We start from the raw sequence: 22686 nt of genomic DNA, 5'->3' as shown, positions 1-22686 counted from the left end.
TTCATCATCTTCTTGTGTCTTAGTTCCAGCTTTACCTCTAGAGCCACGACTTGTAGATTCAAATTCATTAACAGGCATTCTTTTTAAATAACCTGCTTCAGTCAATAAAACTACAGATCTGTCATTAGCGATAAGATCAATATCATCTAGACCACCGCCTAAATCAAGTATTTCTGTTTTTCTTGGAGAGGAAAATCTTTCATCGATTTTATTAAGTTCTTCAAGAATAATTTCAAAAATTCTTTCTTTACTATTCAATATTTGCTGATATAAGTTGATTTTTCTGGTTAACTCATCATGTTCCCCTTTGATTTTATCTGCTTCTAGTGCTGTTAATCTTCTTAATTGCATTTGTAAAATAGCTTCTGCCTGTGTGGCAGATAACTCATGATCAGTTTGTAATTTTTCTCTGGCTGAAACTGTATCTTTTGCTGATCTTATTAGATTAATAATCTCATCCATAGCACCCAATGCTAATAAAAGACCTTTTACAATGTGATCCCTCTCTTCAGCCTTTTTTAATAAAAATCCTGTTCTTCGCCTTATTGTCTCCACTCTGAAGTCTAGAAATACATCTAACATTTTCCTGAGTGAAAGTGTTGTGGGCTCTCCTTTTACTAAAGCAAGGATATTTGCACTAAAGTTATTTTGTAGAGGTGTTAACTTAAATAAATTATTTAAAACTACTTGTGGGTAGGCATCCCTTTTTAGTTCAATAACAATCCTCATTCCGTCTCGATCACTTTCATCTCTAATATCAGAAATACCTTCTAATTTTTTTTCATTAACCAAGTCAGCAATTCTTTCTATCAATGCCGCTTTATTAGTTTGAAATGGAAGCTCTGTAATTATTACTGCATCTTTTTCTGCTCTACCACTGGATTTAATTTGCTCAATATTTGCTACACCTCTCATAGTTATTGAACCCCTTCCTGTCTTGAAAGTTTCTCTGATACCATCTCTGCCTAAGATTTGACCACCTGTGGGAAAATCAGGACCCTTAATTATTTCAAAAAGTTCTCTATCTTCAATTGAAGGGTTTTTGATTATTGATTTAAGACCATTAATTAATTCCCCTAAGTTATGAGGTGGAATATTAGTTGCCATTCCTACTGCTATTCCAGATGATCCATTTAGTAGTAGTTGAGGAATCCTAGCAGGTAAAACTGTTGGTTCTTGCTGAGAACCGTCAAAATTATCGGCGAAATCTACAGTTTCAGATTCAATATCCTCTAATAAACTTTCATCTGTAAGAGACTGTAAACGAGATTCTGTATATCTCATTGCTGCTGGAGGGTCGTTATCAACAGAACCAAAGTTTCCATGGCCATCTATGAGTGGCATCCTCATAGAGAAATCCTGAGCCATCCTAACCAAAGCATCATAAACAGCAGTATCGCCATGAGGGTGGTATTTACCAAGTACTTCTCCAACAACTCTTGCACATTTTCTGTATGGTCTACCGCTAGTCAAACCAAGTTCATACATTGCATAAAGAATTCTTCTATGAACAGGTTTTAATCCATCTCTTGCATCTGGAAGAGCACGACCAACTATAACGCTCATTGCATACTCAAGGTATGAACGAGACATCTCATTTCTTAGGTCAGTCTGAATAATTCGGTCGTTATCTTCGCTTAATCCTGAGTTATCGGAATCTAAAATATCAGACATACAAAAATCCTTTCTTTAATAATAATCGCTGATTGTCATAATGAATAAAAAAAAAGATTTATTTAATTCCCAAATACTCACATTTACACACAAATCAAAATAAAACCTGTTGTTTTTGAATAAACCTTGGCTTATTACCCCTTTAGTTGTTAATTTATTCAAAATAAAGAGAAAAATTCCGTGAATATTGAACTTGGTTTAAATAAAAAAGTCAGAAGGGCTTATGGCATTGATGAAATAGCTTTAGTCCCTGGTAATAGAACACTTGATTACGATTTGACTGATCCTTCTTGGTCAATAGGTGATATCAAAAGAGAAGTTCCGATCGTAGCTAGTGCCATGGACAGTGTTGTCGATGTCAATACGGCTGTAGAACTCACAAAATTAGGTTCCCTAGGGGTTATTAATATGGAGGGCATACAAACAAGATATGAAAATCCTGATGAAATATTGAACCAAATAGCATCAGTCGGGAAGAATGATTTTGTTCCGTTAATGCAGAAGATATACAGTGAACCCGTCAAGGAGGGATTGATTTTACAAAGAATAAATGAGGTCAAAGAAGGAGGAGGTATCGCTGCTTTTAGTGGGACTCCTCAAGCTGCTATTAAGTTTAAAGAAACACTTAATAATTCCAAAATAGATTTATTTTTTCTTCAAGGAACAGTTGTTTCAACTGAACATCTTGGTATGGAAGGTAAGGAAACCTTAAATATTAAAGATCTCTGTCAATCTATGAATGTCCCAGTTGTAGCGGGTAATTGTGTTACTTACGAAGTTGCAAAACTTCTCATGGATGCTGGAGTTGCAGGATTGATGGTTGGAATAGGACCTGGAGCGGCATGTACATCAAGAGGAGTATTGGGAATTGGAATCCCTCAAGCAACTGCAATTGCTGATTGTAGTGCGGCAAGAAATGATTACTTTAAAGAAAGTGGTCGTTATATTCCTATTATTGGTGATGGAGGAATTGTAACGGGCGGAGATATCTGTAAATGTTTAGCATGTGGAGCAGATGCTGTAATGATTGGATCCCCAATAGCTAAATCCTCAAACGCTCCAGGTAAAGGATTTCACTGGGGTATGGCTACTCCAAGTCCAGTATTGCCAAGGGGCACAAGAATTGAAGTTGGTTCTACAGGATCCTTAGAAAGAATAATTAAAGGCCCTGCCTTACTTGATGATGGGACACATAACTTATTAGGAGCCATTAGAACCTCAATGAGTACTCTTGGGGCAAAAAATATTAAAGAAATGCAAGAAGTTGAAATAGTTATCGCACCATCGCTTCTTACAGAAGGTAAGGTTTATCAAAAAGCTCAGCAGCTTGGGATGGGTAAGTAGTTCATTTAGAGCAAAATTATAAATCCTTAGTGAATTAAGTATTAAATTGAAAAATTTTCTAATTAGGAGTTATTATGAAATGATGGGGGAAACCCCATACTCCTCACACACTAAATCGCCCGATTAATCGGGCTTTTTTAGATATTTTGTTACTTATATTATTTTATCTGTAATGAAATCATCACTTAAAAGAATTGCCTGCTAAATTTTCAAAAAGGAATACTTAAATTATGTCATCAGCTCCAGCCGTAACTGATTCTTCATTTGACAAGGATGTACTGCAAAGTGATCTACCAGTATTGGTTGATTTTTGGGCACCATGGTGCGGTCCATGTAGGATGGTCGCTCCAGTTGTAGAAGAAATCTCAAAAGACTTTGAAGGGAAAATTAAAGTTTTTAAATTAAACACAGATGAGAATCCAAATGTAGCCAGTCAATACGGAATTAGAAGTATTCCTACATTAATGATCTTTAAAGGAGGTCAAAAGGTTGATACCGTTGTTGGTGCTGTGCCAAAAGCAACTCTTTCGAGCACTTTAACTAAGCATTTATAAATTTAAAAGCTTTGCATAAAATTGGACTAATAGACTATGGAATGGGTAATATTCATTCTGTAACAAAATCTCTAGAAAGTCTTGGAGAAGAAATTATATTAATTAAAAACTTTAATGATTCCAAGCTTTGTAAGGCGATAATACTTCCTGGGGTTGGAGCATTTGATCCAGCGATGAATAATCTCATAAATACTGATTTGATAACTGATTTGAAAAATTGGATTAAAAGTGGGAAGTCCTTTTTTGGGATATGTTTAGGTCTCCAACTCCTTTTTGAATCTAGTGATGAAGGAAAAGTTCAAGGGCTGGGAATTTTAAAAGGAAAAATACAAAAAATACCCAATATTGTTAACCAAAGAATCCCACACATGGGTTGGTGCCAACTTTTACCTACAAAAAAAAATACTTTATTTGGGATTGAAGAATTAAATAATTGGGTCTATTTTGTACATTCCTATCATGCAATCCCAGATGACTTAAATATTATTGCAGCTCAGGTTGATTATGGCTCTGAAAAATTAACTGCAATGATTGAGAATGATAATTTATTGGCCTGTCAATTTCATCCGGAAAAATCTGGAAAAACCGGTGAAAAACTTTTGAGAAGATGGCTGAGTAATATTCAATAACAGATTCTTAGGGATGAAGACTAACTTAAGATTAATAGGTGGTAAAAAACTCCAAAGTCCAAATAATTCTTATACCAGACCTACAACTTTGAGAGTGAGAGAGGCCATATTTAATATATTGAACAAAAGAGTTGAAAATAGTAACTGGTTAGATTTATTTAGTGGAACAGGGGCCATATCTTGTGAAGCCTATAATCACGGGGCAAGCAAAATAATTGCAATTGAAAAAAACAAAATCAACTCAAAAATTTGCTTAGAAAATTTACTCTCGTTGGAGAATATAGAGAATAGGAGAAATGATATCGAAGTTATTTGTAAAGACGTTTTGAAATGGACAAAACCAAATTATGAGAGAAACTTATCATCTAGAAATATGGATTTAAACAAATTAAAATTTGATTTTGTTTATCTAGATCCTCCATACGATGTGGATTTCCATGAATTAGTTTTAAATCAATTATTTAATTGTAATCTTTTAAAAAAAGATTCAACAGTTATTTGTGAACATTCTCCAAACCTTTTTATTAAAAAAAGTACTTTGTGGGAAACTATAGATGTAAGAAATTATGGGCAGTCAAGATTAACATTTTTAATCAATGTCCAGCATCCCTGAACCTCTTCTGTATTGATTCCATGCACTTACGAATAATCCAAGAAGAGTTATTGGAACTAAACCTAAAACAATTCCACATAGAAGAGGCTCGATCATTTTTTTGCCTTTTTTGAATTTCTTATTCACAATTGTTACATAGAGACTATTTTTTGTGTCAACATCTTCATCAACTGCAGCAGAAAGAGACTTTAAAAGAGAATTCTTAAAAATTGTTTTTGTTGTATTTGGAGTTTTATTGATTTGTTTTTCAATATTTTTCGTAAATCATCATGAAAATAACAAATATATTATTGAAACTCTTGAGCTTAATGGCTCTGCTGAGGAAGGAGATGCTCTTTTTAAGATAAATTGTGTTGGATGTCATGGAATTACAGCAAGAGGATTAGTGGGCCCAGACTTACACTCAATAACTAAACGTTTGAATGATAAAGAGATAATAAAACAAGTTACTGGAGGCCTAACTCCTCCTATGCCAAGTTTTGAAATTGATCCTGTAAATATGTCCAATTTATTAAAATATCTTCATAGCCTTGAATGATTTTGGGAAAAAATTTTTCTAATTTAAAGGTAATTTTAGTTGAACCAAATGGCCCTTTAAATGTAGGAAGCGTTGCTAGATTATGCAGTAATTTTGAAGTTGATGAATTAAGAATTGTTTCTCCTAAATGCGACATATTTTCTTTAGAAGCAAAAAAAATGGCTCTTAAAGGTCAAAAATTTCTTAAACATTGTAAGGTTTTTGATGATCTTCAAAAAGCAATTTTTGATTGTGATTTGGTTTTAGCATCTTGTGGAAGGATTGATGTAAATAAAGATTCATTTTTTGTATCTTCTGAAGATATATTTGATTGGACTTTATCCTTTAAGAAGATAAATAATTTAGCAATTATATTTGGAAGAGAAGATAGAGGTTTAACTAACAGTGAATTGCTTCTAGCAAATAAAACTTTTAATATTCCAACTTCTCAGAATAATCCTTCATTAAATCTTTCTCACGCTGTTTCAATAGTTTTGTATGAATTAAATAAGTCTTCTAAAAAGAATTTAAATAATGAATTAAAAGTTTTTAACTTAGCATCATCGAAAGAAGTACATGATACATTTGTGGAGATAGAGGAAATGCTTTTGCGAGTTGGATATCTCTTAAAACATACCTCCAAGGCAAAAATCAGTAAATTTAAGAATTTTATTTTGAGGGCAAATACATCAATGCACGAAATAAATGTTTTAAGAGGAATTGTCCATCAAATAAACTGGTTTTTGAACAATTCAAAAAAAAATAAGTAAGTATAAATTTGATTAGTTATTATTCACTTCTTGTTTTAATTTGATAGGGATATTTACTAAAAACATTTTCTGAAGTAGCATCTATTGATTATTTGAATATTTAAGAAAACTAAAACTGTGCCTACAACAAAGAAAAGAAGAGTTTTTCCTTTTACAGCAGTAATTGGTCAAGAAGAAATGAAATTGGCTCTCTTGTTAAATGTTATTGATCCAAGAATTGGAGGAGTGATGATAATGGGTGATAGAGGGACTGGAAAGTCTACTACAATCAGAGCCTTAGCTGATTTGTTGCCTGCAATCGATGTTGTTAAAGACGATCCATATAATAGTTCACTAGTCGATCCTGATTTACAAAGTAAAGAAGTTTTGGAAAAAATTACTCAAGGAGAAAATCTAGAGAGTATTCAAAAACAAGTACCTATGGTTGACTTGCCTTTAGGGGCTACTGAAGACAGGCTTTGTGGAACCATTGATATAGAGAAGGCTTTGAGTGAAGGTGTTAAGGCATTCGAACCTGGATTGTTGGCTAAAGCTAATAGGGGTTTACTATACGTTGATGAAGTGAATTTGCTTGATGATCATTTAGTTGATGTACTTTTAGATTCGGCTGCTTCCGGATGGAATACAGTTGAAAGGGAGGGAGTCTCAGTTCGACATCCTGCGAGGTTTGTCCTTATTGGTTCAGGCAATCCAGAAGAAGGTGAATTAAGGCCTCAACTATTGGACAGGTTTGGAATGAGTGTTGAAGTTAAGACAGTTAGAGATGCTGAATTAAGAGTTCAAGTAGTAGATCAAAGAACTTCTTTTGACGATAATCCTGATGAGTTTTCATTGAGTGTTGAGAAACAACAGGATGAACTTCAACAAAAGGTTATTAAAGCACAAGAAATATTAAATTCTGTTCAAATGGACGATGACCTAAGATTGAATATTTCTGCAATCTGCGGAGAACTAGATGTTGATGGTTTACGTGGAGATATTGTTACAAATAGGTCTGCAAGGGCAATTGCAGCCTTTGAGGGCAGAACTGAAGTGCAAGAAGATGACATAGCAAGGGTTATTTCTTGTTCTTTAAGACATAGACTTAGAAAAGATCCCTTAGAACAAGTTGATTCAGGTGAAAGAGTTATTCAAGCTTTTTGTAAAGTATTTGATTTAGATGAAAAAGAAAATCTTTCAAAATTTCAATTGTCTGCTGAAGCTTAATAACAGTGAGAATAATTGGGATTGACCCTGGATTAGCTAGAGTTGGTTATGGAATAATTGAGATAGAAAATGAAAGAAAGATATTATTAGATTGCGGCGTTATTGAGACAGGTAAAGATAAAAAAGAAGAAGATAGACTTTATGAGATATTCCAAGATCTTAATGAATTAATAAATCATTGGAATCCAACATCAGCGGCGGTAGAAAAATTTTTCTTTTACAGATCAAGCACTACCATTAGTGTGGTGCAGGCTAGAGGCGTGATTATGATGGTATTGGCCTCTAAAAAAATTCATGTTAGTGAGTATTCACCTGCTCAGATAAAATTAACAATTGCTGGGTCTGGAAAGGCATCTAAGAAAGATATTCTTGATGCTGTTATGTATAACTTAGATCTTGACAAACCTCCAAAACCTGATGATTCAGCAGATGCATTGGCTATAGCACTCACAAAACTAAATGAGGATGGCTTTAACTGAAAATTTAATATGACGATCTTTGAAAATAAGAAATTGGAGAGGGATACGTTTAGAAAACTAAGAGATGGGATTTCTCTTAATCAAAGAGAAAATGTAGAAAAAAATGTAAGATTATATATTGATTCATTTGTTAAGGGATATAAAAATATTGGTTATATAGCCATATATTGGCCTCTAAAAAATGAAGTTGATATAAGAAGTCTTAAGAAAAAATTTACTTTAGCTTTGCCTAGATGTAAAGATAAAAAAGAGTTGTTATTTTATCCATGGGATGAAAAACCTCTTACCAAAGATTCTGAGGGGATACTAAGTCCAAATAACTCTTCCCCATTAAGTCATTTGCAGATAAGCATGATATTTGTACCATGTCTTTCCGTTGATAAAAATTTAACAAGATTAGGTTATGGAGGAGGTTATTTTGATAAATTAAGGAGAGATAATGATTGGAGAAATGTTCCATGCATTGGAGTATTAACTTCTAATTGTGTAAGTACGATTCCATTAACCAGAGCTGAGTGGGATATTCCTTTATCGGGCTTTATCACAGAAAAAGAAATATTTGTATAATAGAAGATTCATAAAGTGATTAATTTATAGTTTTAAAAAATGGAAAATCAGGAAAAATACAATAATTTATCAAAATTAGTAGAAAAGTTGAAGAAATCAGAAGATCCAAAAAGAAAATATGAATACATTTTGTGGTTAGGCAAAAAATTGAAAGAACCAGATAGTGAAATCCTTGTTGAAGAAAATAAAGTTAAGGGATGCGTTTCAGAAGTTTTTGTTAAGGCAACTATTAAAGCCGGTAAATTATTTTGGGAAGGATATTCTGATGCTCTCATAACAAAGGGTTTGTTGGCCTTTCTAATAAGTGGATTAAATGAGTTAACACCAAATGAAGTTGTTGAAATAGATAAGAAATTTATAGAAGATACTGGTTTGAAAGCAAGCTTAACCCCTTCACGATCAAATGGTTTTTTAAACATTTTATTGAAAATGCAGTCTCAAGCAAATGAATTTTTGTAGGCCTAATAATATAAAATTAAACTCAAAGTTAAAAGAAATAAAAAATGAGAAAATGCAAAATTGGGATTGTAGGTTTTGGAACTGTAGGTTCAGGGATTTATAAAATATTAAGTTCTGAAGTTGATTCACATCCAATTCTAAAAGAAATAGAAATTGCAAAAATAGCAGTTAAAGATCTTAATAAAAAAAGGGATATTGAGCTAGATAATAATTTATTAACTGATGATCCATTTAAATTAATTAATGACCCCTCTATAGATGTAATTGTTGAAGTAATGGGTGGGGTTGATTTAGCGAAAGATATTATTCTGCAATCATTAAAATTAGGTAAATCTGTTGTTACAGCAAATAAAGCAGTCATTGCAAGATATGGAGAAGAAATATATAAAACTGCATCTAAAGAAGGAGTTTATATATTGTCAGAGGCGGCAGTTTGCGGGGGGATTCCTATAATTGAACCCTTAAAAAGATCATTAAAAAGTAACAGCATAAAAAAAATGGTTGGGATAATAAATGGCACAACAAATTTTATTCTTTCAAAGATGACAAATGAAAAAGCTGATTACAAGGAGACCTTAAAATTGGCCCAAAGCCTTGGTTATGCAGAATTTGATCCAACTGCAGATGTTGAGGGCCATGATGCTGCTGATAAGATTTCAATTCTTAGTGAACTTGCATTTGGAGGGAAAATTAAAAGAGAGGAGATTCATTCTGAGGGCATTAGTAAAATTAATCTAAAGGATATCGAATATGCCAATAAATTAGGGTTTGAAATAAAACTTTTAGCGCTCTCCGAAAGGGGACAAATTAATAGTAATGATTCACTCGCTTTGAATATTTGGGTAGGACCTTCTTTGATTCCAAAATCTCATCCATTGGCAACAGTTAAGGGAGTTAATAATGCCTTATTGATAGAGGCTGATCCTCTTGGAGAGATAATGTTGTATGGTCCAGGTGCAGGGAGTGGCCCAACTGCTGCATCAGTAGTATCAGATATATTAAATCTGCATGCCGCCTCAGTAAAAAATAATAATTCAATCGATCCATTATTATCTTTTGATTTCTGGAGAAACTGTCATATCATAGGATCTTCACAAATAAATAAAAAAAATTACCTTAGAATTATTTGTCTTGATAGTCCAGGTGTCATAGGAAAGATTGGAGATATTTTTGGAAAGAATAATGTATCAATCGAATCAATTGTTCAACTTGATGCAAGTGAGGACAAAGCTGAAATTGTCGTTATTACTCATGAGGTGAATAATGGAGATTTTGAGAGATCGAAAGATGAAATAAATTCGCTAAATGAAGTCAAAATTATTGCAAGTCAATTAAGTTGTATTTAAAAAAATAGTTTGCAAATTTCTTTATAGCTTGGTAAACCGAAGAAAGTAAGTGTTTGGTTTTAGCACCTTAATGATTCATTCAAAACTATTAGATAATAATAATGAAAATAATAATTTAATTTTTTCTGAAAACCTTTATAAAGGTGCTTGTGTAAAAATTAAAAATAGCAATAAGACTTTTCAAGTAATTGGTTTAAATATAGGTAAAGAAATTTGTTGGGTGAGAGAGTGGCCTTTTGCCTGTAATTCTAAAAAAACATTTGCTTTAGAAATAAGTCAAATAACCTTACAAATTTTTTGCTCAAATAATTCTTCAGAAAAATTAAGTAATTATGAAATATGAAAAAAAAAGTTGTTTTATCAATATTTATTATTTTAATTTCTTTTTTACAGAATTCTTGCGGCTCAAAAAGAATATCTAAAAAAATCATAGTAGCAAGTTCTGGAAAAATTGAATCTTTAGATCCAGCTAGAGCAAATACTCTTAAAGCAATTCAATTAATCAGTTCTCTTGGAGACACATTATATGAATTAAATTCTAACGGAGAATTAATACCTGAATTGGCCTCGGGGATGCCAGTTATTTCAAAGGATAGACTTCAAATAACTATCAATTTAAGAAAGAATGTTTTTTTTCACGATGGAACTGCATTTAACTCAAATGCTATGAAGTTTACCTTTGATAGATTCAAAAGAATTGGAACGATGAACTATATTTTAGGAAATAAGATTAAATCAATAGAAACGCCAAGTGAATATTCAGTCATAATAAATTTGAATAAACCATCAAGTTCTTTAAATGGTTTACTCACATCAGTAAATTTAACTCCAATATCTCCTACATTTTACAAACAATATTCTGATAAGTTTCTAAATGAAAAATTTGTTGGTACTGGCAAGTATGTGCTGACCAGTTTTTCTAATGAAGTTCAATCAATTGATCCATATTTGAATTATTGGGGTGAAAAGCCCTTAAATAACGGCGTTAATTTTGTGGGATATTCAAATTCATCATCTCTTTTTGGGGCTTTAAAAAGTAAACAAATTGACGTGCTTTTATCAAATTCAATTGATGATAGTCAGAGAAAAAGTTTAAATAATTTAAGCAAAAATAAACAGTTTAATGAAGGTAATAGCCCTTTCACTGAATTAAGTTTTATAAGCCTTAAAACTAGTTCTTATCCCTTAAGTAATCTTAATTTAAGACTGGCTTTGGCAAAAAGTCTTAATAGAAAATTGATTAGTGAGAAAGTAAGTTATGGATTAAGGAAGCCATCTAGATCAATTATTCCTCCGATATTAAAAAAAGATAATCAAGAACTGTGGCCTAAATATGATTATTTAGAAGCGAGAAGGTTATTGCAAAAAGAAAATTATTGCAATGGAAATATTCTAAAAATACCCCTTACTTATAGATCGAATGTACCAGCTGACAAGCTTATTGCTCTGACATGGCAGGAAGAAATTAAAAATTCTTTGAAAGATTGTATTGATATTGAACTCAATGGGGTTGAATCTACAACAGTTTATAAGAATCTAAGTTTAGGAATTTATACGGCAGTTCTTCTCGATTGGACTGGGGCTTATTCAGATCCAGAGGCCTATCTCACCCCTCTTTTAAGTTGTAATGAAATAGTTGATGGCATATGTAAAAAAGGAGAATCAGTTTACAGCGGTAGTTTTTGGGGATCTAATAAAGTGGAAAGTTTATTTCTTGAGAGTGAAAAAATAAGTGGAATTAAAAGATTAGAAAAACTTGTTGAAATTGAAAAAATAGCAGCAAGTTCAATACCTTATATTCCTATTTGGATATCCTCTCAAAAAGCATGGTCACAAAATAAAATATCAAAACCTATTTTTAATGGTGCAGGAATAATTTCATTGAGTGATCTTGAGTTAATTAATGAGTAGAAATTTAAATAAACTACTAAATTATTCCTTATTAAAAATTTCATTAATACCGATAATGTTATGGATAATTTCTTCATTAGTTTTTATTTTATTAAGAGTTGCTCCCGGCGATCCTGTCGATGCCATACTTGGATCTGGTGCAGATGAGGTTTCTAGGGAATTTCTAAGAAATAAATTGGGGCTAAATGAACCTTTAATAAATCAATATTTTTCATATATTAAAAATATATTGCACTTAGATTTTGGCCAATCTCTTAGTACCCAAGAGCCAGTCCTTAATATTATTATAAAGTCATTGCCTGCAAGTCTTGAGCTTGGATTCTTTTCAATATTAAGTGCCATACTAATAGGATTCCCATTGGGATTAATTGGCTTAAGAAATAGAGGGAAAAAGACTGATTATATTGCGAGAATATTAGGAATTGCTACATATGCGATCCCTCCTTTTTGGGGTGCAATGTTAGCGCAATTATTATTTTCTGTATTTTTTAATATTTCCCCAATTGGAGGTAGATTTCCAATATTTCAGCAACAACCTCAAATTACAGGTTTTCTAGTTTTAGATAGTATTCTTTCAAATAATATTATTGCTTTGAAAGATAGTCTTTATCATCTCGCACTTCCTTCGATTACCCTTGGCTTTTTATTAAGTGGTATATTCAGCCGCTCATTAAGAGTAAATTTGGATAAGACATTAAAAAGTGATTATGTAAATGCTGCTATATGTAGAGGAATATCAAGGAAAAAAATATTTTTAAACCATGCATTGCCTAATGCTCTATTGCCAATTGTCACTATTTCTGGCTTGACTATGGCCTCATTAGCAGGAGGTGCTTTATTGTTCGAGGTAACTTTTTCATGGCCAGGTATAGCTTTAAGATTACATGAAGCTATTTCTCAAAGAGACTATACCTTGGTTCAAGGAATTGTAATTTTTACCTCTATGCTTATAGTCTCTCTAAATCTCTTCGTGGATATTTTAATCGCATATTTAGATCCACGAATAGAGTACTAATTTTCGGAAATTTCTTTTATCGTTTCAAGATCTAAAAGATGGAAGTCAAGTCCCAAATCTCTTTGGTTTTTAACTACATTAGGGATCTTTTGGTCTTTAATATTTTTTAAAAATTCAACTATAAATTTAGTAGATAAATCTTGTACTAATATTGGCTCTGAACCAATAAAAGATTCACTTATTTTGAAGAGGTCATTATTTTCTTCATAGCTTTTATTAATTCTTATTGGAGAGAAATGACTTGCTCCTTCAATAATTAGAAATCTATTTGATGGATTATTTAAAGCAGAAAAAACTCTAAATTGTTCATTCATTAATGGTGTAATAAGGTCATAAGTACCACCTATTAGAAGAGTTGGTGTTTTAATGCCTGTACTATTTTCTTTTGGCCATACTAAACTGCCAAATGAATTAAAACCTATAATCGCACTGGCCTTATTAGTGTTATTTTTCTTAGGGAATGGTATTTCGCTCAACTGACATTGAAGTAATTTAGATAAATTTGTTACCGCAAAGTCTTTTAATGCCGAATCACATTTGTCCTCTAGTTGATCAGTAGGTTTATTGCCTTCATATAAAAGTGCTATTAAAGCACCAAGTGAATGCCCCATTAAAATATAAGAATCATTAGGTAAACCAAATTCTCCATTTTCATGAGCTTTTAATACAGCATCTAAATCTTTAATTCTATATAAGAAAAAGTCTGCACTTCCTGGTATTGTTTCCTTACCTTCGAGTACTTCTATAAATGACTCCAAATTACTTCCTCTATGATCTATGAATAATATTGGCCAACCTCTTCTAGCCAATTCGTTACCTATCCATTTGAAATTATTAATTTCGCCTCCAAGTCCTGGCATAAAAATTATCAGTTCTTTATCTTCATTTGTTTTATTGCTTTTCCATATTTCAATTTCAAAAGGTTTCACTCGGTGAGGAGCATAAATTTTTTTATCAATTTTTATTAGATCTTTAGTTGATTTTTTTTCAGTATTTTTAAAGGCATTTTGTTTAGTTCTTTCAAGTTTATTTAATTTGGATAAAAGTTCTTGTTGCATTGATAATTCATTTTTCCAAGATGAAATTATTAAAATTAAATTATCAATATCTAGTGAAATTTCTTCTGATGGTAATGCCTTTATGATTTCTAAAGTTGAAACTTCTTTTTTTTGATCTAATAAATTTTCTATAGTGTTATAAATTTCTGTTCCATTATTGTCATTTGGAACTTTAATGCTTTTGCTTAATTCTGTAAGAATTTTACGCCCTATCCAACTTCTTAATATTTCTCTATTTAATCCCTCTTCTTTGAAAACTGGAAATTCTAAAAATTTTGATAATTCAAAAACTCTTATAAATCCATTTTTTTTTAACCAATCTATTAATTCTGTTGAATCATCTTTGTATTTTTCTAATTTTGATAATTGTTCTATAGTAAGAGGGATTTCCATCTCTTCAAACTTAATATTTATCTTTTCAGCAGCCTTTAAACCATTATTAAAAAATAAACCACAAAAACTAAAAAAAATTATAAAAATGTATTTCACTAGTGATTAGTCCAAATAGTTTACAAATTAGCAAAAATTGGTGGATTCAATTTCCTTATCATTTGAGGTTAATAACCAAGATAAGATTTTTCGCTGCATTTGGAGCAGGAGGTGTTATTTATTTAACATCACTTATTTTTAATAACCTAGGATTATCGGCGACAGATATTGGCCTGGGATTTACCATTTCAGCAATAATTGGAACCGTAACAAGACTCTTTACAGGTAATTATCTTAATAAAACGGGAAAAATACAATTTCCGATAATTACTTCTTCAATACTAAGTATTGCCGCTAGCTTATGCCTCATTTTTTCAAGAGATACTTTTTTGTACATAATTGGACAATCATTTGTTGGGGCTGCTGCAGGAATATATTGGCCTGCTGCCGAGTTTGGGGTGCCCTATTTTTGTCATCCTATTGAAACACGTAAAGCTTATGCCCTTGTTAGAAGTTCGGAAGCTTTAGGAATATTTCTAGGGGTATTCTTAGGGGGGTATATGACGAATTTTTTGTATTCTAAATCAATATTTATAAATGATATATTTTGCATGTTAGTTATCACATATTTAATATCTAGAAATAGTTCTTCTATTAAAAGAAACTTAGAAAATTTCCAAAAAAAATTAGTAGATCCAATTAATCAGGGACAATTGAAATGGAATAAAAATTCAACAATAATAATTTTATCTATTTTATTGATAACTACCTCTTTAGCCTTGATACAAGTAACTTTGCCTCTGGATCTTGTTAAAGGTGGAGTATATCGCAATGCATTAAGCAAAGAAATTATTAGTCTTATAATTTCTATTCAGTTAATTTTATTGTTGTTTTTACAATGGCCTGTCGGTTCTTGGATATCTAAGAAAGAAAGATTATTTGGCTTGAAATTTAGTTTAATAAATTTCTCTTTCGCTTCATTTTTATTATTTATTTCTAGTTATTTAAATATCCCAGCGTTTTATTTAATTTCTTTGGCATTGATTTTAGTAAGTTTAGGGACTGCTTCATTTCTTCCAACATCAACAGATGTCGTTTTCAGAATAGCTCCTTCAAATAAAAAAGGTTTTGCACTTGCTCTACTATCACAATGTTTCGCTATGGGTTATTTTTTTGGACCATTTATTTCAGGACGCATATTAGATCTATTTGGTTATGCTTCAATAATCTGGCTTTCAATTTCTTGTTGTTGCTTTATTGCCTTTACAATTCTATTTAAGAGATTATTTTAATTAATCTTTTCTAATTCAATAATTCTTCTCTCTCTTAGAAATAAGAAAAAAGGTGCAGAGAATGCGAAGGCTATAAGAAAAGTTCCAATGTATACAACCCACATATTCTTCATGTTTAGTTTTTTTGATTCATTTACTATCCATATAAAAATAGCGCTTGCACCTACTAATAAGTCTCTAGAAATTGACTGAGCTGCAGGGTTTGCATTCGCTAAAGAAATGAAGTTATTTATATCAAAGCTGTTTCCATATTCCCTAGCAAATTCGAAATTTGCCATCATTGGCAGGACAGCACCCAAAATTGATAGAAAAAGGTAAAGATAAGATAGTATCTGTTTATTATCTTTTAAAATGTTAAATGAATTCACTTGTCAAAAATATTTCTTTTAATAATAGTATTTAAAAGCTTATGGTTGTTGAAAAGAATAATAAAGTTGAAGACTATAAATTTAAAAAAGGAAATTTAAATTTTGCCGTTGTTGGTCATGTTGAGTGGATAAATTTTTTAAAGGTTGATCAATTACCAAAACCCGGAGTCATTTCTCATTCTGAAAAGTCCCTTGAGTATCCAGCTGGTGGTGGATCTATTATCGCGAAAATACTTTCTGATTTAACTTTAAACCAAATTCATTTTTTTACGTCATTAGGTAATGATGATTATGGAGATAAGTGTTTCAAGATTCTCTCAAATATGGGAATTAAGTTGCATGTAGCTTGGCGTGATAAACCAACTAGAAGAGGATTTAGTTTAATTGACTCTCAAGGTGAAAGAGCAATAACAGTTATTGGAGAAAGGTTAGCTCCAACTCATAAAGACAATTTAGAATGGAACATTTTAAAAAAAATGGACGGAATTTTTATTACTGCATCTGATTCAGAGATTTTTAAAATGGCTAGATCAGCTTCAATACTGTGTACAACACCAAGGGTAGGATTAAATACAATTAATAATTCAAATGTTCTTTTAGATGGATTAATAGGCAGTAATCTTGATCCCGGAGAAGTTTTTTCTTTTTCTGAATTATCGTTAAAACCCAAATATACTATTAAAACCGAGGGAGAGAAGGGAGGCATAATATTCCCAGGAGGAAGATATAAGGCTCTTAAAAACAAAAAATTAAAGGTTGATTCTTATGGATGTGGTGATTCTTTTGCTGCGGGTATTCTTTATGGAATGGCATCTAAATGGGATATAGATAAAAGTTTAAATCTTGCTAAAGTAATGGGAAGAGACGCCAGTGAATTTTTCGGCCCATATGCAAATAGTGATGAAAAATAATTGAATTAAGACTTATATGAGCAATCTAGATAATAAAAATAAAAATCTACTTGTAGAAAACATTATTGTTTTCTTTTTATTTACTGTTTTTTTAGTTTTTAATTCTTTAAAAACTTTATCTAAAATTTTTACCTATGGAATCATAAAAAAAGAAATATTAACTACTAAAAGTAACTTAGGCGTAGATATAAAAATAAAAATTAAGTAATGAATATATTTTTAGTTTTTCTAATTTTAGGAGTTATTTTTTTTGTATACAAAAAAATTAAATATAAAAAACCAAAGAACTTAAAATTAAACAAATTTAAAAATAAACTTCAAAGCACGCAAACAAATATTGAAAGAATTTTTTTAAGAGAGGAAGAAAAAACCTTTTCAAATCCTAATATAAATATTTATATTGGGGTTTATGATAACGAAGAAAATATAAATAGAAAATCCAATATACACAGAGCAAGACTTTCAAAATTTAAGAAATCCAAATTAAATGGTGAAATGATATTTCAAGATGATGAACAAAGGATTTATAAATTTAATAATGGTAAGAAAGTTTACTTATAATTCTATTTCTAACTACACTCAAGACTTTCTCTTGTTGAAACTCCTGTTGTTGGATTGATCCCATCAGCAATTTCACAAAGATTTCTTTGGTCTTCGCTGTCAAGAATGGCATAAGAAAAATCTGCTCCTTCTATTTGAGCTCCTGCAAAACTGCTACCTGATGCGATCATATTTATTAAAACAGCATTTCTAAGATCTGTTTTTTGGAAATTAACTCGATCAGAAAGAGTATCGGTCAGGTCGATTCCATTTAAATTAGAACCTTTTAAATCAGATAGGGTTAAGGTTGTCCCATGTAAATCAACATCACTAAAATCTGCGTCTCTAGCAACTGCTCCAGCTATAGAAGACAAATGAAGATCCTCTCCATGGAAATCAAATCCTGTAATATTAGATCTTACATAACTTGGAACTTCATCTCCCTCGCCCTTAACAGCTACATTTGCCCCAGCAAAAACTGGAGAGGATAAAACTAAGAAAGAAAAAGTTATGCATAAAAGATATTTTAAAAATCTGAAAAATTTCATACTAGAGAATTCGAATATTATTATTTTATAACAATTAGATAATTTTTAAAATTGATATATAAATTTGGAACTCCTTTTTAAGATTATTTAACACTATAAATTTTAAATCTAGGCTCTAAATTAGTTATACAATCTAGAAGTTTTTTGTTATCTTTGCTATTGGTAACTTTGAATTCAGATTCAACTGTACCGCCTTCATCTCTAATGGCTTGATTTAAAACGATGGAACCGTTTTCGTCAGATACCGATCTATGAAAAGTTCCTCTAGGTATCCTTAAAATATATCCGCAAGATTCTAATCTAACTTTATAAAAAGGATAATCCCAACCAAAATTGACAAGAAAAAATGTTCTACCCCCAGAGATAGCTAATAGATTATCTTCTTGATTGTGATGTATGTAAAATTGCCAATTATTAAAATCTTCATCATTTGGAGGACTAACCGCAGGACCACTGTGAATAACTAGATCTCTATAATTTGATTCATTAACACTAATATCAAAAAATCTGACATCTTTTGTATCGCGAAATTTTTCATAACTTATCAATTCAAACATTTTTGATTTATTTGATTTGATAACTGGAATTTCTAAACTTGAGTTCAATTTTCTTTAAAGATTAAACAAATGAAAACAGATATATATATCCAAGAACGTATCAATTAACACTAAAAAAGAAACATATTATTATTTATATTTTTTTGTTATTTTAAAAGGTTAAAAATTTAGTGTTTATTTAATTTCAAGAGGTTTGATTTCCCAGGATAAAGTATTTTCTAAATTATTTTTTCCTATAAAGTTTCCTGTAATTACAGAGGTTAAATTAGATTTTGAAGAGGATACCAATGTTAAATATCTATCATCTATTAATCCTTTTCCGCTTGGATCAAAACCTCTCCAACCAGCACCTGGAATATATAATTCAGCCCAAGCGTGTAAATCCAACTCAGAGGGTAACGGATCTTCAAAATGATAACCACTTACAAACCTACTTGGGATACCTATAGACCTGCAAGCTTCAACCATCAGCATTGCTAAATCTCTGCATGAACCTATACGTTCTCTAAGTGTTCTGCTAGCCGGCCATGCTGGACCTGTATGTCTTTTGGTATATTTAACCCGATCTTGAATAATCTCTATTAGCTGGTAGGTAAATGATAATGCGTTATTAATGCTTCCTGCTAAGGCTTCTTGGGCAAGTTCTACGGCAGAGGGATCGTGTTGTCCATTTGGCATCCATCCCTCTAATGCTCCCTGTAAATCTCTGTTAATAATGCTTCTACAAAAAGGTAATGTTAAATCTCTATTTTTAACTCCATCAATAATGTTTGGATGTTTAATAGTTTCAACTTCGCTGATTGATTCAATAATTAAATTATCTGTTAATCCATTGAATCTGATTCTATTAATCTCTTCTCCGCTGGCAGCAAGTAATGGATAAATAATTTCTGGTTCTGGGGTTATTTTTAATTCAAAATTCTTTAGCTTTTGGAATCCATTTGACCTTGGCTTTATACATAATCTATGCTCGCCTAATTGAACAGGGTCTTCGTATTTATATTCAAGTTTGTGAATGTATTTAATTCTCATTAATAAACTTATTAATTAATAAAATATTTTTCTTGAATGAGATCATTTAATTTATTTAAATCCATTTGCAATGAATCGATTGCCTCATGTAAACCATCATTGATTATATCTTCAATTCTGATATAACTCCACTTTGCTTTAAGCAAACCTCTCATGCATTCTAATTCTGAAGGATTTTCAGTAGATGGTGAGGTATCTATCGTTTTAAGTGTATTACTTATCCCATCAAGACAGTATCTTACTGATCTTGGAAAAATTGGATCAAGTAAAAGAAATCTCGCAACTGAATTAGGCTTTATAGAATTTTGCACTGCTTTCCTAAACATTTGATAAGCTCCAGCTGAACGTAAAAGTGCAATCCATTGCAGCTCATCAAGAACTCCTCCAAGTTCATCTAAGCTGGGTAGGAGTAAATAATATTTAACATCTAAAATTCTTGATGTTTTGTCAGCTCTTTCGATTAATCTTCCAAGAATGCTAAATCTCCAGGCAAGATCTTTGCTTAGAGTCGCATCTGTAATTCCATAAAAAAGCTGACATTCCCTCCTTATTTCACTTAATTGTTCTTGTCTTGGTTTATTCCATATTGCCTCTCCTTCTTGCATATTCCAATATAAAATATTAATCTGTTCCCACATTTCTGTGGTCATGACATCTCTGATTTGTCTTGCATTTTCTCTTGCCATTTGAATGCAAGAAATTATGCTATTTGGGTTTAAACGATCTCTTATTAAAAAATTAATAACGTCATCAGGTTTTTTCTCTGGGAATCTTTTATCAAAAGATTCTCTATCACTTGAAGCATCAATTAACGGGAGCCAAGGTTCTGCACTTCCTGGTGGACAATCTAATGACATTGCTTCACTTACTTCCACGAAACGAGATATGTTTTCTGCACGTTCTAAATAACGATTGATCCAATAAAGAGATTCTGCTACACGACTTAAAAGCATATTATTTACCTACAACCCATGTATCTTTGCATCCTCCACCTTGAGAAGAATTAACGACTAATGATCCTTTTTTTAATGCTACTCTCGTAAGCCCGCCTGGGCTAACCCATGAATCTTTTCCTCTTAAGATATATGGTCTTAAATCAACATGACATGGATATAGTTCTCCATCACATAACGATGGCACAGTAGATAATTCTAATGTTGGTTGTGCTATGAAATTTCTAGGATTATTTTTAATTTTATTAGCGAATTCTTCTATCTCACTCGTTGTTGAGTGAGGGCCAATTAACATTCCATAACCACCAGCTTCTGCGACAGACTTAACAACAAGTTTTGATAAATTTTCTAGAACATATTCTCGATCCTTTTGATAATGACAAATATACGTTTCTACATTTTTAATAATAATTTCTTCATCAAGATAATATTTAATCATTTTTGGAACAAAAGAATAAATCATTTTGTCATCTGCTATTCCAGTCCCAGGTGCATTTGCTAAAGCAACATGACCTGCCTTAAAAACATCAAGTAATCCGCTAACACCAAGGCAGGAATCTTTTCTGAAATTAAGAGGATCTAAGAAATCATCATCAATTCGTCTGTAAATGACATCTACTCTTTTTAATCCAGAGGTAGTTTTTAAATATACATAATCATCATTACAAACTAAGTCATGACCCTGAACTAGTTGGATGCCCATTTCTTGAGCTAAATAACTATGTTCAAAATAAGCACTATTAAAAATTCCTGGAGTTAGTAGAACTATCTTGGGAGTGTCAGTCCAAACAGCAAGTTCTTGAAGCGTTTTTAAAAGATATGATGGATATTCATCAATTGGTTTTACTATTCTTCCTGAGAAAAGATTAGGAAAAATATTTTTCATAACTAATCTATTTTCTAAAAAATAAGCAACCCCAGAAGGGCACCTTAAATTATCTTCTAAAACATGCCAATCTCCTTTTCTATCCCTTATTAAATCAAGTCCTGAAATTTGACACCATTTATTTAGTGGAGGTTTGAAACCTATCATCTGAGGTCTCCAACCTTCTGAACTCTCTATTAATTCTCTTGGAATTATTCCATCATTAATTATTTTTTGAGAATTATAAATATCATCTAGGAATAAATCAATTGCCTCAAGCCTTTGTTTTAGTCCTTTTTCTAACGTTACCCAATCATCTTTACTAATTATTCTAGGAAGTGGATCAAAAGGTAATATTCTCTCAGTACCTTTTAAACCAGTATCGTTTAATCTAAAAGTTGCACCATGTCTTAGTAATAATTTTTTTGCGGCAGAGTGATTCCTGTTTAATTCTTCAAGTCCCATATTATCTAAAGATGAAAGAAGTGGAATCAATATTTCTCTAGCAGAGTTAACATTATCCTTAAAGTATTCATCAAAACTATTTTTAGGCTGATAACTTGAAAACATATATTTCATCGTTTAGTAACTTTTACTTTAGCTTTATATCTTTATTCGTATTTATGGCTACCAAAAATAATATCTCTTGACTCGATCTATATCATTATTTTGATCATTGAAGTATATTTCTTAAAAATCTAAAAAGCATGAGTTCTAGTAATTGGCAATTTGTTTTTTTTAGATATTTTGCAAGCTTTCTTTTTATCCTCTCTCACAGTTTGCTGGTTCTTGATCATCTACCAGTAGGGGCAGCACTTCATGGACTTGGAGAAGTTTTTATTGCGCCTTGGGCTTTTAGGGAAAGAGCATGGGATCTTGTTGTTATTGCAGTTTTATTTTTCTTCTTCGATATCTGGGGACTTATAAACACTCCTTGGAATTAACTGATATTATTTATTTACTAATTCTGGGAAAATCATAATAAAAAATGAATTCTTATTTTAATCAAATTTATAAAACAATTTTTCTTTTATTGCTTATTAATAGTT

At 31.4% G+C, this 22686-nt stretch carries 28 protein-coding genes; 19 read left to right on the top strand and 9 right to left on the bottom strand.

The annotated features are described in order from the left end of the window. On the bottom strand, positions 1 to 1674 hold a 1674-nt coding region (locus tag MK115_RS07195), incomplete at its 3' end, for a DNA topoisomerase (ATP-hydrolyzing) (RefSeq protein ID WP_287610582.1). A gap of 180 nt (positions 1675 to 1854) precedes the next feature. Here MK115_RS07195 and MK115_RS07190 point away from each other — a divergent pair. From MK115_RS07190 to rsmD, 4 genes are all read left to right on the top strand, one after another. Further along, positions 1855 to 3018, top strand: a complete 1164-nt coding sequence (locus MK115_RS07190) for a GuaB3 family IMP dehydrogenase-related protein (RefSeq protein WP_287610581.1) — start codon at positions 1855 to 1857, stop codon at positions 3016 to 3018. Positions 3019 to 3248: 230 nt separating this feature from the next. After that, complete coding sequence (gene trxA, locus MK115_RS07185; RefSeq protein ID WP_011376622.1) at positions 3249 to 3572, top strand: thioredoxin; 324 nt, start codon at positions 3249 to 3251, stop codon at positions 3570 to 3572. Positions 3573 to 3583: 11 nt separating this feature from the next. Further along, on the top strand, positions 3584 to 4201 hold the full coding sequence (gene hisH, locus MK115_RS07180; protein WP_287610579.1) for an imidazole glycerol phosphate synthase subunit HisH: 618 nt from the start codon (positions 3584 to 3586) through the stop codon (positions 4199 to 4201). A gap of 13 nt (positions 4202 to 4214) precedes the next feature. Beyond that, positions 4215 to 4814 carry a 16S rRNA (guanine(966)-N(2))-methyltransferase RsmD gene (gene rsmD, locus MK115_RS07175; RefSeq protein ID WP_287610577.1) on the top strand — a complete coding sequence of 200 codons (600 nt, stop codon included), beginning with the start codon at positions 4215 to 4217 and terminating at the stop codon, positions 4812 to 4814. On the opposite strand, the gene petG is transcribed toward rsmD, so the two are convergent. Further along, entirely contained in the window at positions 4791 to 4910 is a 120-nt protein-coding gene (petG, locus tag MK115_RS07170) for a cytochrome b6-f complex subunit V (protein ID WP_011376619.1), read from the bottom strand. The genes rsmD and petG overlap by 24 nt on opposite strands. A gap of 55 nt (positions 4911 to 4965) precedes the next feature. Between petG and MK115_RS07165 the strand changes: the two genes are divergently transcribed. The 10 genes from MK115_RS07165 (at position 4966) to MK115_RS07120 (ending at position 13084) form a co-directional block, all read left to right on the top strand. Continuing rightward, positions 4966 to 5352: a c-type cytochrome gene (locus MK115_RS07165; RefSeq protein ID WP_287610576.1), complete on the top strand. Its 387-nt coding sequence runs from the start codon at positions 4966 to 4968 to the stop codon at positions 5350 to 5352. Next, the gene (locus MK115_RS07160; RefSeq protein WP_287610575.1) at positions 5349 to 6101 is read left to right on the top strand and encodes an RNA methyltransferase; all 753 of its coding nucleotides are present in this window, start codon (positions 5349 to 5351) and stop codon (positions 6099 to 6101) included. Before MK115_RS07165 ends, MK115_RS07160 begins: the two co-directional genes overlap by 4 nt. Positions 6102 to 6218: 117 nt before the next feature. Next, positions 6219 to 7307 carry a magnesium chelatase ATPase subunit I gene (bchI, locus tag MK115_RS07155; protein WP_011818593.1) on the top strand — a complete coding sequence of 363 codons (1089 nt, stop codon included), beginning with the start codon at positions 6219 to 6221 and terminating at the stop codon, positions 7305 to 7307. 5 nt (positions 7308 to 7312) lie between these two features. Next, positions 7313 to 7786, top strand: a complete 474-nt coding sequence (gene ruvC, locus MK115_RS07150) for a crossover junction endodeoxyribonuclease RuvC (protein ID WP_287610574.1) — start codon at positions 7313 to 7315, stop codon at positions 7784 to 7786. Positions 7787 to 7795: 9 nt separating this feature from the next. Beyond that, positions 7796 to 8353, top strand: a complete 558-nt coding sequence (locus tag MK115_RS07145) for a 5-formyltetrahydrofolate cyclo-ligase (RefSeq protein ID WP_287610573.1) — start codon at positions 7796 to 7798, stop codon at positions 8351 to 8353. A 39-nt stretch (positions 8354 to 8392) separates the two neighbouring features. Beyond that, positions 8393 to 8812 (top strand): SufE family protein, encoded by a 420-nt coding sequence (locus MK115_RS07140; protein ID WP_287610572.1) that lies wholly within the window; start codon positions 8393 to 8395, stop codon positions 8810 to 8812. A 44-nt stretch (positions 8813 to 8856) separates the two neighbouring features. Continuing rightward, on the top strand, positions 8857 to 10158 hold the full coding sequence (locus MK115_RS07135; protein WP_287610571.1) for a homoserine dehydrogenase: 1302 nt from the start codon (positions 8857 to 8859) through the stop codon (positions 10156 to 10158). A gap of 49 nt (positions 10159 to 10207) precedes the next feature. Continuing rightward, the gene (locus tag MK115_RS07130) at positions 10208 to 10501 is read left to right on the top strand and encodes a DUF8657 domain-containing function (protein ID WP_287610570.1); all 294 of its coding nucleotides are present in this window, start codon (positions 10208 to 10210) and stop codon (positions 10499 to 10501) included. Next, entirely contained in the window at positions 10498 to 12069 is a 1572-nt protein-coding gene (locus tag MK115_RS07125) for an ABC transporter substrate-binding protein (RefSeq protein WP_287610568.1), read from the top strand. Before MK115_RS07130 ends, MK115_RS07125 begins: the two co-directional genes overlap by 4 nt. After that, positions 12062 to 13084 carry an ABC transporter permease gene (locus MK115_RS07120; RefSeq protein ID WP_079342391.1) on the top strand — a complete coding sequence of 341 codons (1023 nt, stop codon included), beginning with the start codon at positions 12062 to 12064 and terminating at the stop codon, positions 13082 to 13084. The genes MK115_RS07125 and MK115_RS07120 overlap by 8 nt, the downstream gene beginning before the upstream one ends. Here MK115_RS07120 and MK115_RS07115 read toward each other — a convergent pair. Next, positions 13081 to 14631 carry an alpha/beta fold hydrolase gene (locus MK115_RS07115; protein WP_287610567.1) on the bottom strand — a complete coding sequence of 517 codons (1551 nt, stop codon included), beginning with the start codon at positions 14629 to 14631 and terminating at the stop codon, positions 13081 to 13083. The genes MK115_RS07120 and MK115_RS07115 overlap by 4 nt on opposite strands. A 2-nt stretch (positions 14632 to 14633) precedes the next feature. On the opposite strand from MK115_RS07115, the gene MK115_RS07110 reads away from it, so the two are divergent. Next, entirely contained in the window at positions 14634 to 15863 is a 1230-nt protein-coding gene (locus MK115_RS07110; protein ID WP_287610566.1) for an MFS transporter, read from the top strand. Here MK115_RS07110 and MK115_RS07105 read toward each other — a convergent pair. Beyond that, the gene (locus MK115_RS07105) at positions 15860 to 16231 is read right to left on the bottom strand and encodes a DUF2834 domain-containing protein (protein ID WP_011863104.1); all 372 of its coding nucleotides are present in this window, start codon (positions 16229 to 16231) and stop codon (positions 15860 to 15862) included. The genes MK115_RS07110 and MK115_RS07105 overlap by 4 nt on opposite strands. A gap of 41 nt (positions 16232 to 16272) precedes the next feature. On the opposite strand from MK115_RS07105, the gene MK115_RS07100 reads away from it, so the two are divergent. From MK115_RS07100 to MK115_RS07090, 3 genes are read left to right on the top strand one after another with little or no spacing between them, the layout of a single operon-like run. Continuing rightward, positions 16273 to 17142, top strand: coding sequence for a carbohydrate kinase family protein (locus tag MK115_RS07100; protein ID WP_287610565.1), 870 nt, complete (start codon positions 16273 to 16275; stop codon positions 17140 to 17142). A 16-nt stretch (positions 17143 to 17158) separates the two neighbouring features. Further along, positions 17159 to 17350 (top strand): hypothetical protein, encoded by a 192-nt coding sequence (locus MK115_RS07095; protein ID WP_011863102.1) that lies wholly within the window; start codon positions 17159 to 17161, stop codon positions 17348 to 17350. Next, on the top strand, positions 17350 to 17703 hold the full coding sequence (locus MK115_RS07090) for a hypothetical protein (RefSeq protein ID WP_287610564.1): 354 nt from the start codon (positions 17350 to 17352) through the stop codon (positions 17701 to 17703). Before MK115_RS07095 ends, MK115_RS07090 begins: the two co-directional genes overlap by 1 nt. 8 nt (positions 17704 to 17711) lie before the next feature. Here MK115_RS07090 and MK115_RS07085 read toward each other — a convergent pair whose 3' ends face one another. The 5 genes from MK115_RS07085 to MK115_RS07065 form a co-directional block, all read right to left on the bottom strand. Beyond that, positions 17712 to 18230 (bottom strand): pentapeptide repeat-containing protein, encoded by a 519-nt coding sequence (locus MK115_RS07085; protein ID WP_025888542.1) that lies wholly within the window; start codon positions 18228 to 18230, stop codon positions 17712 to 17714. A gap of 83 nt (positions 18231 to 18313) precedes the next feature. Then, positions 18314 to 18787, bottom strand: a complete 474-nt coding sequence (locus MK115_RS07080) for a hypothetical protein (protein ID WP_025890920.1) — start codon at positions 18785 to 18787, stop codon at positions 18314 to 18316. A 174-nt stretch (positions 18788 to 18961) separates the two neighbouring features. After that, the gene (locus tag MK115_RS07075; RefSeq protein WP_025890919.1) at positions 18962 to 19819 is read right to left on the bottom strand and encodes a transglutaminase family protein; all 858 of its coding nucleotides are present in this window, start codon (positions 19817 to 19819) and stop codon (positions 18962 to 18964) included. 11 nt (positions 19820 to 19830) lie between these two features. Further along, on the bottom strand, positions 19831 to 20772 hold the full coding sequence (locus tag MK115_RS07070) for an alpha-E domain-containing protein (RefSeq protein ID WP_025890918.1): 942 nt from the start codon (positions 20770 to 20772) through the stop codon (positions 19831 to 19833). Between the two features lies 1 nt (position 20773). Continuing rightward, complete coding sequence (locus tag MK115_RS07065; RefSeq protein ID WP_011818575.1) at positions 20774 to 22216, bottom strand: circularly permuted type 2 ATP-grasp protein; 1443 nt, start codon at positions 22214 to 22216, stop codon at positions 20774 to 20776. Positions 22217 to 22344: 128 nt separating this feature from the next. Between MK115_RS07065 and MK115_RS07060 the strand changes: the two genes are divergently transcribed. After that, positions 22345 to 22581 carry a DUF8641 family protein gene (locus MK115_RS07060; RefSeq protein WP_011818573.1) on the top strand — a complete coding sequence of 79 codons (237 nt, stop codon included), beginning with the start codon at positions 22345 to 22347 and terminating at the stop codon, positions 22579 to 22581. The last annotated feature ends 105 nt before the right edge of the window (positions 22582 to 22686 follow it).

It is taken from the genome of Prochlorococcus sp. ALOHA_ZT_50 (assembly GCF_022447305.1).
GTDB lineage: Bacteria > Cyanobacteriota > Cyanobacteriia > PCC-6307 > Cyanobiaceae > Prochlorococcus_A.
This window is presented reverse-complemented; position numbering and strand designations above follow the sequence as displayed.

Excerpts from the sequence above, each read along its gene's own strand:
- trxA (WP_011376622.1), top strand. The coding sequence starts at position 3,249 with ATGTCATCAGCTCCAGCCGTAACTGATTCTTCATTTGACAAGGATGTA.
- rsmD (WP_287610577.1), top strand. The coding sequence starts at position 4,215 with ATGAAGACTAACTTAAGATTAATAGGTGGTAAAAAACTCCAAAGTCCA.
- petG (WP_011376619.1), bottom strand. The coding sequence starts at position 4,910 with ATGATCGAGCCTCTTCTATGTGGAATTGTTTTAGGTTTAGTTCCAATA.
- MK115_RS07160 (WP_287610575.1), top strand. The coding sequence starts at position 5,349 with ATGATTTTGGGAAAAAATTTTTCTAATTTAAAGGTAATTTTAGTTGAA.
- MK115_RS07145 (WP_287610573.1), top strand. The coding sequence starts at position 7,796 with ATGACGATCTTTGAAAATAAGAAATTGGAGAGGGATACGTTTAGAAAA.
- MK115_RS07140 (WP_287610572.1), top strand. The coding sequence starts at position 8,393 with ATGGAAAATCAGGAAAAATACAATAATTTATCAAAATTAGTAGAAAAG.
- MK115_RS07135 (WP_287610571.1), top strand. The coding sequence starts at position 8,857 with ATGAGAAAATGCAAAATTGGGATTGTAGGTTTTGGAACTGTAGGTTCA.
- MK115_RS07125 (WP_287610568.1), top strand. The coding sequence starts at position 10,498 with ATGAAAAAAAAAGTTGTTTTATCAATATTTATTATTTTAATTTCTTTT.
- MK115_RS07120 (WP_079342391.1), top strand. The coding sequence starts at position 12,062 with ATGAGTAGAAATTTAAATAAACTACTAAATTATTCCTTATTAAAAATT.
- MK115_RS07100 (WP_287610565.1), top strand. The coding sequence starts at position 16,273 with ATGGTTGTTGAAAAGAATAATAAAGTTGAAGACTATAAATTTAAAAAA.
- MK115_RS07095 (WP_011863102.1), top strand. The coding sequence starts at position 17,159 with ATGAGCAATCTAGATAATAAAAATAAAAATCTACTTGTAGAAAACATT.
- MK115_RS07090 (WP_287610564.1), top strand. The coding sequence starts at position 17,350 with ATGAATATATTTTTAGTTTTTCTAATTTTAGGAGTTATTTTTTTTGTA.
- MK115_RS07085 (WP_025888542.1), bottom strand. The coding sequence starts at position 18,230 with ATGAAATTTTTCAGATTTTTAAAATATCTTTTATGCATAACTTTTTCT.
- MK115_RS07080 (WP_025890920.1), bottom strand. The coding sequence starts at position 18,787 with ATGTTTGAATTGATAAGTTATGAAAAATTTCGCGATACAAAAGATGTC.
- MK115_RS07075 (WP_025890919.1), bottom strand. The coding sequence starts at position 19,819 with ATGAGAATTAAATACATTCACAAACTTGAATATAAATACGAAGACCCT.
- MK115_RS07070 (WP_025890918.1), bottom strand. The coding sequence starts at position 20,772 with ATGCTTTTAAGTCGTGTAGCAGAATCTCTTTATTGGATCAATCGTTAT.
- MK115_RS07065 (WP_011818575.1), bottom strand. The coding sequence starts at position 22,216 with ATGAAATATATGTTTTCAAGTTATCAGCCTAAAAATAGTTTTGATGAA.
- MK115_RS07060 (WP_011818573.1), top strand. The coding sequence starts at position 22,345 with ATGAGTTCTAGTAATTGGCAATTTGTTTTTTTTAGATATTTTGCAAGC.